The organism is Rhizobium sp. 01T444, from assembly GCF_056398305.1.
This window is the reverse complement of the sequence record NZ_JBFTPD010000002.1, coordinates 139,424-152,964: the sequence shown is the minus strand read 5'-3', so window position 1 is coordinate 152,964 and position 13,541 is coordinate 139,424. Positions and strand designations below refer to the sequence as shown.

Annotated in this window: 11 protein-coding genes; 8 read left to right on the top strand and 3 right to left on the bottom strand. The window is 60.7% G+C overall.

The genetic code is table 11. The features are described from left to right. Window positions 1–12 precede the first annotated feature (12 nt). Window positions 13–474 carry an RrF2 family transcriptional regulator gene (locus AC1DTN_RS03475; RefSeq protein WP_113319555.1) on the bottom strand — a complete coding sequence of 154 codons (462 nt, stop codon included), beginning with the start codon at window positions 472–474 and terminating at the stop codon, window positions 13–15. A 207-nt stretch (window positions 475–681) separates the two neighbouring features. After that, window positions 682–1,470 (bottom strand): SDR family NAD(P)-dependent oxidoreductase, encoded by a 789-nt coding sequence (locus tag AC1DTN_RS03470; protein ID WP_310385920.1) that lies wholly within the window; start codon window positions 1,468–1,470, stop codon window positions 682–684. A gap of 163 nt (window positions 1,471–1,633) precedes the next feature. Here AC1DTN_RS03470 and AC1DTN_RS03465 point away from each other — a divergent pair, with 163 nt between their 5' ends. After that, on the top strand, window positions 1,634–2,401 hold the full coding sequence (locus tag AC1DTN_RS03465; RefSeq protein WP_477919982.1) for a TIM barrel protein: 768 nt from the start codon (window positions 1,634–1,636) through the stop codon (window positions 2,399–2,401). Between the two features lie 38 nt (window positions 2,402–2,439). Here AC1DTN_RS03465 and AC1DTN_RS03460 read toward each other — a convergent pair whose 3' ends face one another. Beyond that, window positions 2,440–3,495: a LacI family DNA-binding transcriptional regulator gene (locus AC1DTN_RS03460; protein ID WP_310385924.1), complete on the bottom strand. Its 1,056-nt coding sequence runs from the start codon at window positions 3,493–3,495 to the stop codon at window positions 2,440–2,442. Between the two features lie 186 nt (window positions 3,496–3,681). Between AC1DTN_RS03460 and AC1DTN_RS03455 the strand changes: the two genes are divergently transcribed. From AC1DTN_RS03455 to AC1DTN_RS03425, 7 genes are all read left to right on the top strand, one after another. After that, entirely contained in the window at window positions 3,682–5,607 is a 1,926-nt protein-coding gene (locus tag AC1DTN_RS03455; protein WP_310385926.1) for an ABC transporter substrate-binding protein, read from the top strand. Between the two features lie 86 nt (window positions 5,608–5,693). Beyond that, entirely contained in the window at window positions 5,694–7,802 is a 2,109-nt protein-coding gene (locus AC1DTN_RS03450; RefSeq protein ID WP_477919981.1) for a family 10 glycosylhydrolase, read from the top strand. 107 nt (window positions 7,803–7,909) lie between these two features. After that, entirely contained in the window at window positions 7,910–8,896 is a 987-nt protein-coding gene (locus AC1DTN_RS03445) for an ABC transporter permease (RefSeq protein WP_007815090.1), read from the top strand. 10 nt (window positions 8,897–8,906) lie between these two features. Beyond that, window positions 8,907–10,094: an ABC transporter permease gene (locus tag AC1DTN_RS03440; RefSeq protein WP_477919980.1), complete on the top strand. Its 1,188-nt coding sequence runs from the start codon at window positions 8,907–8,909 to the stop codon at window positions 10,092–10,094. 10 nt (window positions 10,095–10,104) lie between these two features. Continuing rightward, a complete protein-coding gene (locus AC1DTN_RS03435; RefSeq protein ID WP_113319549.1) occupies window positions 10,105–11,814 on the top strand; it encodes an ABC transporter ATP-binding protein in 1,710 nt (569 codons plus the stop codon). 10 nt (window positions 11,815–11,824) lie between these two features. Beyond that, entirely contained in the window at window positions 11,825–12,604 is a 780-nt protein-coding gene (otnI, locus tag AC1DTN_RS03430; protein ID WP_113319548.1) for a 2-oxo-tetronate isomerase, read from the top strand. A 7-nt stretch (window positions 12,605–12,611) separates the two neighbouring features. Further along, complete coding sequence (locus AC1DTN_RS03425) at window positions 12,612–13,487, top strand: 2-hydroxy-3-oxopropionate reductase (protein ID WP_113319547.1); 876 nt, start codon at window positions 12,612–12,614, stop codon at window positions 13,485–13,487. The last annotated feature ends 54 nt before the right edge of the window (window positions 13,488–13,541 follow it).

Sequence of the window (13,541 nt, the reverse complement as noted above, 5' to 3'; positions counted from 1 at the left end):
AGGGAGCGCGGATCAGCTCGCGGCGGAAACCGGGACCTTTTCCTCGACCGTTTCGATGCCGCCGCCGACAACGAACTGTTCGAGCGTCATGTTGTCGAGAATGGCAGCGATCGCGTCCCGGACTTCGGTCATCGAGCGCCGCACCTGACAGGTCTCGGGATCTGCGCAGTCATCGCAGGCCTCGTAAGCCGTGCGGCTGGCGCAGCGGATCGGCGCAAGCGGCCCATCCAGCGTACGGATGACATGACCAATGCGGATCTCCGACGCAGGCCGCGACAGCGAATACCCGCCGCCCGGCCCCTTCTTCGACCGCAGGATGCCGACATTGCGCAGTTCGAGCAGGATCGTATCGAGAAACTTCTTCGGAATATTGTTGCGCGACGCGATGTCGTTGATGAAGGCGGTCTCGCCCGGCGCCAGCCGCGCCAGATCGACCAGCGCCTTCAATCCGTATTTTCCTTTTTTCGTCAACATCTGGGTCGCCCTGCACTTTGCGGCATTATGCTTCTGTAATAGCAGGCAAATAGAGTCAAAACCATGAAGAGACAACAAAATAACCAGTTTTTATAGGCTACATCAGCAATATGTTGCCGTAAAACCGCTATTCAGAGTTTCCTGAACCTTGCAGGCCTCCAGAAGGTTGTCTCGCACCGCCAACCGATGCGAGACCGGAAGTCTCGTCTAGACCGTTTTCAGCATGCCGCCATCGACGAAATAGGTGGAGCCAATACTGTAGCTCGCTCGGTCGGAGCAGAGGAAGACGAAGAAGTTTGCAAGCTCCTCCGGCGTGCCGAAACGTTTGGACGAGGCATGCTCATCCGCCACGCTCTGCAGGTAGCCCTCCCAGTCACCACCGGTCTCCGCTGTCAGCTGCTTGGCGGTCTTGATCCAGTCGGGCGTCAGGATGAGGCCGGCGTTGATGCAGTTGACGCGAATCTTGTCCTTGACGAGCTCTGTGGAGAGCGTCTTGGAAAACATCATGAGCGCCGCCTTGGTGACATTGTAGATCGGCTCGTACCACAGCGGCTGCACGGCACAGATCGAGGCATTGTGAAGGATCACTCCGCCGCCGCGCTTCTTCATTTGCGGCGCAATTCCGCGGGCAAGGCGCACGGCGGCCATCACATGCAGATCAAAATACGCCTGCCACTTCTCGTCGGGCGCCTCCATGACCGTCTCGTTGGAGCCGGTGCCGGCATTGTTGATGAGAATATCCGCTCCACCACGTTCGGCTGCCGCCGCGATGATCGCCTCAGTGCCTTCGACAGTCGCCACATCGCTTTCGACCGCAATGGCGCTGACACCATATTTTTCGGCAATGCGCACGGCTTCAGCATCCAACCGCTCGCGTCCACGCGCAGACAAAATGAGGTTAGCACCCTCGGCCGCCAGCCCTTCGGCGATCGCCAGCCCGATACCGACGGAACCACCCGTGATGACGGCGGTCTTCCCCTTCAATCCAAGATCCATGAAATCCTCCCAATCCGGCCGGCGGTCCGGCCGCTCCGCCAACTCTTCCGGCATTGGCTCTGCCCGTCAAGCCATGGCGGAAAATCATTGGTGCTGCTAACTGATCCCTCTTGCCGCAGGTCGCGTTCTGTCGCATGCCTGCGGGCATAGTGGAGGAATTTTCATGCGTCTTTATTCAGCTTGCATTGAATGGCTGTTTGCCGAGGAAGGCGATCATTTCACCGATCGCATCCGCCGTGCCCATGCCGCCGGCCTCAAGGCCATCGAGTTTTGGCGCTGGACGGACAAGGATCTCGACGCGATCGAAGCCGCATTACAGGAAACAGGCCTCAAGGTAACGAGCCTCGTCGCCGAGCCGATGATCGCACTCACCGATGCCACCAATCGCGAGACCTGGCTGAAGGGTCTCGCCGACTCCGTTGCCGTTGCAAAGCGCCTCGGCGCCCCTGTCCTGATCGCTCAGGCCGGCGATGACCTCAAGGGCTTCACGCGGGACAAACAGCGCAAGGCGCTGACCGAAACCCTGCGTGCCGGTTCCGACATATTGAAGGACAGCGGCGTGCGCCTCGGTGTCGAGCCGCTCAATATCCGCATCGATCATATCGGCTATTTCCTCGATTCCACCCGCGAGGGGCTGGATATCGTTGACGATATCGCCCGCTCCGAAATCGGCATCGTCTACGACATCTATCACTCCGCCGTCATGGACGAGCGTACCGAGGATGTCCTGGCCGGCCGCATCGACAGCGTATTCCACGTCCATGTCGCCGATCATCCCGGCCGCAACGAACCCGGCACCGGCACGATCGATCTGTCCCATCGCCTGAACTGGGTCTTCGCAAACGGTTATACCGGCGCTGTCGGTCTGGAATACAAGCCGACGAAACCGGGTGCGGATACAGTTAAGGCAGCGATTGCCACCCTGGGCTGACGGTCGCCATCAACAGCGACCCGGCAGAGCCGATCTGATCACTTCACAAGAGCGCTGAACTCAGCCGGTTCCGATTCCCGCTTGGCCGGACCGATCGTCGCCGGCACCTTGCACGGACCTGCAGAGCGGCGCTCGATAATGCGCGAGGCAACCATGATGCGCCGAGCCGGCATGCCCGGCAGGCGAGGATTTTCGATGCGCTCCAGCAAAAGCCGAAGGCCTACGGCCCCGCATTCCTGCCCTTCCATCCGCACGGTCGTCAGTGCCGGCGATATCTGCGTGGCGGGCGAAAAATCGCCGAAACCGACGACCGAAACGTCGTCGGGAATGCGGTAGCCCTGCCCCAGCAACTCGGAAACCACAGTCAGCGCTAGACCGTCATGCGCACAGAAGAAGGCCGTCGGGTGGATCCCGCTTGCCTTGAGATCGCGAAAGGCTTCTCCGAAGCCGATCTGCTCATCAAATCGCAGCACATGCAGTGAGACGTCCTCGCAGCGCTCGGCGATCTCCCGCGCGCCATAGAAGCGCTCGCGTCGGCCGCGGAAACCGGGCGTGCCGTTGACGTAAACGATCGACCGATGGCCGAGTTCGATGAGATACTGCAATACCGCCTGCCCCGCCTCATGATCGGTCCCGGTGACCTGATCGGCCTGCTCCAGCGGGTCGACCCAGCCGAAACGCACGACAGGGATACCGGTCGCCGTCGCCGCCACGATCGCTTCTCCGTCATGCGGGCCGACGAGCAGCAGTCCGGCGCACGAATGCGCCAGTTCTTCCAGCTGGCTAGGGCTGTGGGTCCAGCGGATGCGCAGCGCCATGCCCAGCCTATGCGCCTCGCGCTGCACACCATTCTGAACCTGCATGTAAAGTTCGCTGTTGACGGCATCGAGATCGTGGAAGACCACGGCGATATCATTAGTCTGTGACTGCCCGACAGGGCGCGTATAGCCCAGCCGTTCGGCCGCCGCGCGGATCAGCGCACGCGTCTCCTCACTGACACCGCTCTTGCCGGCTAGCGAGCGCGACACCGCATATTTCGAGAGGCCGACCTCCCGCGCGATCGTCTGTAAGGTAACTCGCCCCCTGCTTCCCACTCTCCACCTCGATGTTCCATCCGGCATTCGGAGCGCTTCGCTACACGTTCCCTACCGGAATTGCAAATTCCTGCACTAACAAAACATAACGCTTTACCTAACAATATCCAAATGTATTCTTCTCGTTATCCCAGCCCGAAAGCAAAATACAACAATAAGGGCTGAGGATTTTTGGAGGAGAACCCTATGATCAAGCTGAAACGTCGTGCGTTTCTGGCCGGGACTTCGGCCGTTCTGATCTTGCCGGCTCTGCCGGCATTCGCCGCCGACTTCAAGGAAGCGGACATTCTGAAAGACAAAGTTTCAAGCGGTGCGTTGCCGGCCCTCAAGGACCGGCTGCCGGAAAATCCGCTTGTCATCAAGCCGGTCGAAAGCGTCGGCAAACACGGTGGCGACTGGAATATGGCCCTCGTCGGCGGCGGCTCACTGTCGATGCTGTTCCGCTATCAGGCCTATGAACCGCTGCTGCGCTATACGCCCGACTGGTCCGGAGTGACGCTGAACGTCGCCGACGCCTTCGACGGCAATGCGGATTCCACAGAATATACCATCCGCCTGCGCAAGGGCATGAAGTGGTCAGACGGCCAGCCTTACACCACGGCTGATGTGAAATTCTGGTACGACACGATCCTGACCGACAAGCGCGTCGCCGTTAACGGACAAGGCCACTGGAAAACTGCTGGTAAGCCGGCGAAGCTCGAAATTGTCGACGAACAAACGTTTAAAGTTATCTTCGCGAAACCTAACGGTATGTTCCCGTTGCAGGTCGCCTGGGCCAATAGTGACCACACGACGCGCTGCCCCAAACATTATCTCGAGCAGTTCCATATCGATTATAACCCGAAGGCTGACGAGCTTGCCAAACAGCGCGGCTTCGAAAGCTGGATCGCCGCCTTTCAGTCCGCCTCCGGCTTCCAGGACGACAATGCCTTCTTCCTGAACTCCTCGAAGAAGCCCTGCCTGCATGCCTGGATGTTTACGACTGCACCCGGCGAGAACACCGAACGCGCTATTGCCGAACGCAACCCCTTCTACTGGAAGGTGGATACGGAGGGTAACCAGCTCCCCTATATGGACCGCATCGTCTACCAGATGGTCGCCGATCCGCAGGTGCTGCTGCTCAAGGTCATGCAGGGCGAAATCGACCTGATGGACCAGTATATCGCCACACCGAACAACAAGTCCGTGCTCTACGATGCGCGCGAGCAGGGCAAGTATGATTTCTACACGCTGACTTCCACCGAAGCCAATGTGATGAACTTCATCTTCAACCTGAACCACAATGACGAGACCAAGCGAAAGCTCTTCCGCAACAAGGATTTTCGCGCGGCACTCTCCATGGCGCTCGATCGCCAGTCGCTGATCGACGCCGTGCTCGTCGGCCAGGGCGCACCTGCCCAGCCTTCGATCAAGCAGGGCGACCCGCTCTACAATGAGCAGCTTGCCACGCAGTTCACGAGCTACGATGTCGACAAGGCGAATGCCCTGCTCGACACGCTCATCCCGAAGCGTGACGACCAGAACTTCCGTTTGGACGAGAAAGGCCGTCGCCTGACGGTGATCTTCGAGATCGACCAGGCACGCGCCGTCTTCCTCGATCTCTTCCAGCTCGTCATCCCCATGTTCCAGGCGGTCGGCATCGATGCGCAGATGCGCACCATGGACCGTTCGCTCTGGGAAACCCGTGTCCGTCAGGGCCGTGATTTCGACGCGACGGCTCACCAGTTCGGTGCGAATGGTGGTGTCGCCGCCATGCTCGACCCGCGCTACTACGTACCGACGGATTCGAATGCAATGTATGCCCCGGCCTGGCAGCTTTGGTATCTCGACCGCAACAACGCCAGTGCCGAGGAGCCACCGGAAGAAACTAAAAAGCAGCTTGAGCTCTACGACAAGCTGAAATCAACCTCAGATGCCGCCGGACAGCAGGAGATCATGAAGCAGATCCTGCAGGGTGCCGCCGACAACTTCTATGTCTTCGGCATATCCCAGCCGCCGGATGGCTACGGCATCGTAAAGAACAGCATGAAGAACATTACCAAAACCATGCCGAACTCCTTCGGCTGGCCGACGCCCGCTCCCACCATGCCGGAGCAGTTCTACAAGGTCTGATGGCCTGCGACAGCAATGATGCATTCCGGGCGCCGGCTCTACCGGTCGGCGCCATGGCCTTCTTTTGCCAATGATTGGATGAGACGATGCTCGACGCCAGAAGACAGAATACCGACACGCTGCGCACGCCGGACTGGTTCAAAACCGCAACGCGCTGGACGCAGCTAACCTTCGTGGAAGACGACCCGGAAAAATACGATCCGGCCTTCTGGGTCGATGTCTTCAAGCGCACGAAATCCAACGCCGTATGCCTTAGCGCCGGCGGCTACATCGCCTACTACCCAAGTGAAGTACCCTATCACTATGTCAGCAAGTATCTGGGCGACAAGGATATTTTCGGCGCGCTCGTTGATGCCGCCCGCAAGCTCGACATGCATGTCATGGCCCGCGTCGACCCGCACGCAATCCATGACGATGCGGCAAAAGCGCATCCCGAATGGGTGATGATCAATGCCGACGGCACGCCGCGCCGGCATTGGGCCTATCCCGATGTCTGGGTCACCAATGCCTATGGTGACTACAACACCGTCTTCATGCCCGAGGTGGTGAAGGAGATCGTCCGCAAATACGATATCGATGCAGTCTTCGCCAATCGCTGGCAGGGCCACGGCGTCGATTACAGCGAAGACAGCGCCCGCCGCTTCAAAGACATGTTCGGCCACGCCCTGCCGAAGAAGGCAGATGCCGATGATCCTGCCTGGCAGAGCTGGTTGCAGTGGCGCCGCCGCGTGCTGACCGACATGATCGCCCAGTGGGATGATGCGGTCAAAGCGATCCGCCCGCATGCGAGCTTCATCCCCAACATGGGCGGCGCATCGCTAATGGAATTCGACCTCTCGGTCATCGCCAAACATTGCCCCTTCCTCGTCGTCGATCATCAGGGCCGCAAGGGTCTCGAACTCGGCTGGTCTGCCGGCCGCAACGGCAAGCGCATTCGCGCCACCTTCCCTGACCGCCCGGTTGTGCTCATCACCTCGATCGGCCCGGAGGAGGAATATCGCTGGAAGGATGCTGTCACTTCGGGCGAGGAAATGCAGCTCTGGATCAATGACGGCACCGCCCACGGCCTCTATGCCTGGTTCACCAAGTTCAACGGCGTCGTGCCCGACAAGCGCTGGGTGGAACCGGTCGCCGATGCTTTCGCCCTGCAGGCAGCTGTCGAGCCAGTCCTTGAAAGCATGTATCCGACGGCCGAAATCGCCGTCATCGACCCTTCGACGACGCTCCGCCATTGGGCGCCGGAAGAGCGCCACAGCGCCGAGAAACACGATCTCGGCTTCTATCACGCCCTCGTCGAAGCCCGTCTGCCCTTCGAGCTTCTCTCGGATCAGGTTCTGACGAAGGAGAACCTTGACCGCTTCAAGCTGATCATCCTCGCCAACGCCTCCTGCCTCTCGGATGCGCAGAACGAAGCGATCCGCGCCTATGTGGAGCGCGGCGGCAGCGTCATCGCATCCTACGAAACCTCGCTGCGCGACGAGTTCGGCAAGCGGCGCAGCGAGTTCGGCCTCTCCGATGTACTGGGCGCAAAATTCGTTTCCGGCCCGCGCGGCATCGTCAAGAACACCTATGTGGCGCTCTCGGGGGATCATCCGGTCAATCAAGGCTATGACGGTGCCGAGCGCATCATGGGCGGTACGCGCCTCATCCATGCCGACCCCACCGGCAATGCGACGACGCCCTTCCTCTATGTTCCCGACTTCCCGGATCTGCCGATGGAAGAGGTCTATCCGCGCAAGGCTCCAGAAGGCGCCGGCGTCATCGCCCGCGAAACCGGCAAGGGTGGCCGCACGGTCTATATCCCCTGGAATATCGGCGAGATCTTCTGGGAAGTCTTCGCCGTCGACCACGGAAAGCTGATCGGCAATGCGGTGCGTTGGGCGCTCGGCAAAACCTCGCGTGTCACCGTCGAAGGCCCTGGCGTCATCGACATGGCGTTGCGCGAGAATGCCGAAGGCGTCGCGCTCAGCCTCTTCAACCTCACCAACCCGATGATGATGAAGGGGCCGATACGCGAAAATTACCCTCTGGCGACGCAGACGGTTTCAGTGGAAATTCCCCCTGGCAAATCGGTGGCGAAGGCATGGCTCATCGTTACCGATCGCGCCGCAAACTTCAGCGTTAAGGATGGCCGCGCACAGGTGGAGGTGCCAGGCATCGAACGGCTGGAGGTGCTGCACCTCACCTGGAAATGAGGTGTTGAGACAAGGAGGAGCGCTTTCGGCCTGCAGGGGCCGAAGGCGGATGGAGATCCGAAGGAAGCGCCTGACCGGGCGCTCTCAACGGGAGGAGAAACATTCCGATGCTTGGTTACATCTTCAAGCGCGTGCTCTACATGATCCCGACACTGTTCGGCATGTCGCTGATCTCGTTCCTGATCATCCAGCTGCCGCCGGGTGACTACCTGACCTCGATGATCGCGACGATGAGCGACAGTGGCCAGGCCGTCGATCCTGCGCAGATCGAGCGGCTGAAAGAGATCTACGGCTTCGACGACCCCTTCTACATCCAGTATCTCAAATGGATGTGGGGCATTGTCAGCCGTGGCGATTTCGGCTGGTCCTTCGAATGGAACCAGCCCGTCTCTGGCCTCATCTGGGCACGCATGGGCTCGACACTGGTCATCTCGCTGCTCAGCCTCCTCTTCGTCTGGATCGTCGCCCTGCCGATCGGCATCTATTCAGCCGTACGCCGCCATTCGATCAGCGACCACGTCTTCACCTTCTTCGGTTTCATTGGATTGGCAGTGCCGAACTTCATCCTGGCGCTGACGCTGATGTATGTCGCCTATCGTTATCTCGGCCAGAGCGTCGGCGGTCTCAATTCGCCCGAATTTGCCGAAGCGCCCTGGAGCCTTGCCAAGGTCGGCGATTTCCTCGCCCATCTCTGGATACCGATCATCATCATCGGCGCCTCGGGCACGGCCGCCCTCATCCGCGTCCTGCGCGCCAACCTGACGGACGAGCTGCACAAGCCCTATGTCATCACCGCCCGCGCCAAGGGCCTGCCGGAATACAAGGTCATTCTCAAATATCCGGTCCGTATCGCGCTCAACCCCTTCGTCTCGGCGATCGGCTGGGTATTGCCACATCTCGTCTCTGGCGTGACGATCACCGCGATCGTGCTGAACCTGCCGACCGCAGGTCCGCTGCTCTTCCGCGCGCTGGTCTCGCAGGACATGTATCTCGCCGGCAGCTTCATCCTGCTGCTGTCAGCGCTGACCCTCGTCGGCATGCTCCTGTCGGACCTGCTGCTCGCGCTGCTCGATCCGCGCATCCGGTTCAATTGAGGAGGCGCCGATGACACACGAAACATTCGCAACCCATACCGGCCCCCTGAGCGTCGTCGCCGACGGCCCCTCGATCAGCCCGCTGAAAGAGGGCAAGACCGTATCGACCGCTGCCGTCGGTCCTTGGCGGCTGATTGCCAGCAAGTTGATCCGCCAGAAAGTGGCGATGGTCGCCGGCGCGATCATTCTCTTTCTCTATCTCGTCGGACTCTTTGCCGAATTCCTGGCACCGTCGCTCCCCGCGACATCAAAGCCGCAATATACCTACGCACCGCCACAGGGCCTCAGCTTCTTCGTCACCAGGCCTGATGGTAGCTCGGAATTCAATTTCCATGTGAAGGGCTACAGGGTTGAGATCGACAAGGTGGCGTTGCGACGCACTTTCGTTGTCGACGACACCAAGGTCGTTCCGATCGGCTTCTTCGTCAGAGGTCCGGCCTACAAGCTCTGGGGTCTGATCCCGATGACCACGCATTTCATCGGTCCGATCAACCCCAATGATCCCATGTACCTGCTCGGCGCCGACCGCCTCGGCCGCGACGTTCTCACCCGGCTGATCTACGGCACCCGCATTTCCATGTCGATCGGCCTCGTTGGCGTTGCCATGTCGTTGGTACTAGGCGTGGTGCTCGGCTCCATCTCTGGCTTCTACGGCGGTTGGGTCGATACGCTGATCCAGCGTGTCATCGAAGTCGTCAGTGCAATGCCCACCATTCCGCTCTGGCTCGGCCTTGCGGCGGCAATCCCGCTGACATGGTCACCGGTCAACGTCTATTTCGTCATCACCATCATCRTCTCGCTACTCGGCTGGACCAGCCTTGCCCGCGAAGTGCGGGGGCGCTTCCTGGCGCTGCGCAGCGAAGATTTCGTCACGGCCGCAAAGCTCGACGGTTCGAGCGAGGCGCGGTTGATCTTCCGCCATATCCTGCCCTCGCTGACAAGCCACATCCTCGCCGTCGTCACCCTTGCCGTGCCGACAATGATCGTTGCCGAGACCTCGCTTTCCTTCCTCGGCATCGGTCTCAAGCCGCCGGTCGTCAGCTGGGGGGTGCTGCTGCAGGATGCCCAGAACATTCGCACGGTCGCAACCGCGCCATGGCTGCTGATGTGGCCGTCTCTCGCGGTCGTCATTGCCGTCCTGTCCTTCAACTTCTTCGGCGACGGCCTGCGCGATGCAGCCGATCCCTATGACAATTGAGGAGGAAGCCATGACCGATCTTCCAAAAGATGTCGTCCTCTCGGTAGAAAATCTCTCGATCGATTTCCGCCTGCGCACGCATATCCTGCATGCTGTCGAAGATGTCAGCTTCCAGCTCAAGCGCGGCCAGACGCTTTGCCTCGTCGGCGAAAGCGGCTCGGGCAAGAGCGTCACCGCCCGCTCTCTGCTGCAGATTGTCGACAAGCCCGGCACGATCGTCGGCGGCCGCATTCTGCTGCGCAACGGCAGCGAGATCACCGACATCGCCACCCTTGCCCCTAGCAGCCGCGCCATGCGGGAGATTCGTGGCCGACGCATCGGCCTCATCTTCCAGGAGCCGATGAGCTCGCTATCACCGGTCCACACGATCGGCTCGCAGATCATCGAGGCGATCCGTCTGCACAGCAATCTCGACAAGAAGGCGGCGCGTGCGCGCATGGTCGAGCTGTTGCGGCAGGTGGAAATCCCCAATCCCGACAAGATGGCCGACCGCTATACGTTCGAATTCTCAGGCGGCATGCGCCAGCGCGCCATGATCGCCATGGCGCTTGCCGGCAATCCCGATATCCTGATCGCCGACGAGCCGACCACCGCTCTCGACGTGACGACACAGGCCGAAATCCTCGACCTGATCAAGCGCCTACAGGTCGATCGCGGCATGGCGATGCTGCTCATCACCCACGATATGGGCATTGTGGCCGAAGTGGCGGATGAAGTCGCCGTCATGCGCTTCGGCCATATTGTCGAGCGCGGCCCGGTCGACGCCATCTATCACGCCGCTACCCATCCCTATACGCGCCAACTGCTGGCCTCGACGGTGAAGCTGACGCATCACGTCGAAGGTCGATTGCCGGCCATCGCCCTCTCAGCGGAAGCGCCGCAGCCGATCATGTCGGTACGCAATCTCGGCAAGACTTTCGGTTGGCATGGCAATGCCAATACGCTGCGTGCCGTCGATGACGCCAATTTCGACCTCTATCGCGGTGAAAACCTCGGCATCGTCGGCGAAAGTGGTTCCGGCAAGACGACGCTCGGCCGCCTGATCCTGCGCACCGTCGAGCCGACGACCGGCACCGTCCTCTATCGCGGCAAGGATGGCAGCGAAACCGATGTCACCAAGCTCGGCAAGAAGGAGCTGCGCAACTTCCATCGCGAAGTCCGCCTCGTCTTCCAGGATCCTTTCGCCTCACTGAACCCGCGCATGACCGTCAAGGAAGTCATCGCCGATCCACTCATCGTCAACGGCCTCGCCAAGGGCAAAGCGCTGGAGGACCGCGTCGCCGAACTGATGCGCCTCGTCGGCCTCGATCCGATGGGCATGGAGCGTTATCCCCACGCCTTTTCGGGCGGTCAGCGCCAGCGCATCGGCATTGCCCGGGCGCTAGCGCTCGATCCTCGCATCATCATCGCCGATGAAGCGACCTCGGCACTCGACGTTTCCATCCGCAGCCAGATCCTCGACCTGCTGCTCGATATCCGCCAGCGGCTGAACCTCAGCTTCATCTTCATTTCGCACGATATTTCCGTGGTACGCTATTTCTGCGACCGCGTGGCCGTCATGCATCGCGGCAAGATCGTCGAACTCGGCGAGGCCGAGCAGATCTGCACCGCGCCGCAGGAAGCCTATACGAAGAGCCTCATTTCAGCCGTTCCCAATCCCGACCCACGCGACAAGCGCATGCTGCACCGGCATCGGTTCGTCGCTCCCGCCAATGCCTGAGGATGTTCCAGTGCCGAAATTTTCCGCCAATCTTTCCTTCCTCTATCAGGATCTTGCCTTTCTGGATCGTTTCGCCGCCGCCGCAAAGGATGGTTTCGGCGCGCTCGAATATCTCGGCCCCTATGCCGAGCCGAAGGAAAAGGTCGCCGATGCGCTCAAGGCAAACGGCCTGAAGCAGGCCCTCTTCAACGTTCCCTCGGGTGACTGGGCCGGTGGCGAACGCGGCATTGCCTGCCTGCCGGATCGTGTCGAGGAATTCCGCAGCGGCATCTCACTCGCCCTCGACTACGCCAAGGCGCTCGAATGCCCGCAGGTCAACGTCATCTCCGGCCTCGTGCCAAAGGGGGCCGATCTCGAAACGCTCGAAAAAGTGCTGGTGGAGAACCTGAAATATGCAGCGCGGCGCACGGCCGATGCGGGTGTGAAGCTGTTGATCGAGCCGATCAACCTGCGCGATATTCCCGGCTTCTTCCTGTCGACGACCGATCATGCCGAGCGCATCCTCGACAAGGTCGGCTCCGACAATCTCTACATCCAGTACGATTTCTACCACATGCAGATCACGCAGGGCGATCTCATCCCAACCTTCACCCGGCTGAAGGACAGGATTGCCCATGTGCAGATCGCCGACAATCCCGGCCGCAACGAACCCGGCACCGGCGAGATCAATTACGGCTTCATCCTCTCCGAACTCGACCGCCTCGGCTATGACGGCTGGGTCGGCTGCGAATACAAGCCGAAGGCCGGCACCAGCGAGGGCCTGACCTGGATGAAACCCTATCGGAAGTGAGCGTGACATGAATATCGGTTTTATCGGACTGGGCGTCATGGGCCGCCCGATGGCGGAACACCTGATCGATGCCGGCCATACGCTGCATCTGAGCCGCGTGAAGGAAGCCTCGCAGCATCTCGTCACCAAGGGCGGCAAGGCAACTGCCAGCGCCAAGGCCGTCGCGGAAGCCTCCGACATCATCATCCTGATGTTGCCGGATACGCCTGATGTCGAAGCGGTCCTCTTCGGCGAGAACGGGGTGGCCGCGGGCCTTTCGGCCGGCAAGCTGGTCATCGATATGAGCTCGATCTCGCCCGTCGCCACCAAGGAGTTCGCGAGGCGCATCGAAGCGCTCGACTGCGATTATGTCGACGCTCCCGTTTCCGGCGGTGAAGTCGGCGCCAAAGCCGCCTCGCTGACGATCATGATCGGCGGCAAGGAAGCAGCCTTTGAGCGCGCCAGGCCGCTGTTTGAAAAGATGGGGAAGAACATCACGCTGGTCGGCGGCGTCGGTGACGGCCAGACGGCCAAGGTCGCCAACCAGATCATCGTAGGCCTCACCATCGAGGCCGTCTCCGAAGCGCTGCTTTTTGCCAAACGCGCCGGCGCCGATCCGGCCAAGGTGCGCGCGGCCCTAATGGGTGGCTTTGCCGCCTCGCGCATTCTCGAAGTACACGGCGAACGCATGGTCAAGGAGACTTTCGAACCGGGCTTCCGCATCCGCCTGCACCGCAAGGACATGACGCTCGCCGTCGATGCGGCTCGCGCGCTCGACCTTTCGCTGCCGAACACGGCCGCCACCCAGCAGCTCATGAATGCCGCGATCGCCAATGGCGATGGTGAACGCGACCATTCCGCCCTTATCCGCACGCTCGACCTCCTCGCCGGAGGGCCGCGCTAGATCAGGACCACCTAGAACACCCGGACGATATCTTCGATTGCCTCCTGCCGGAGC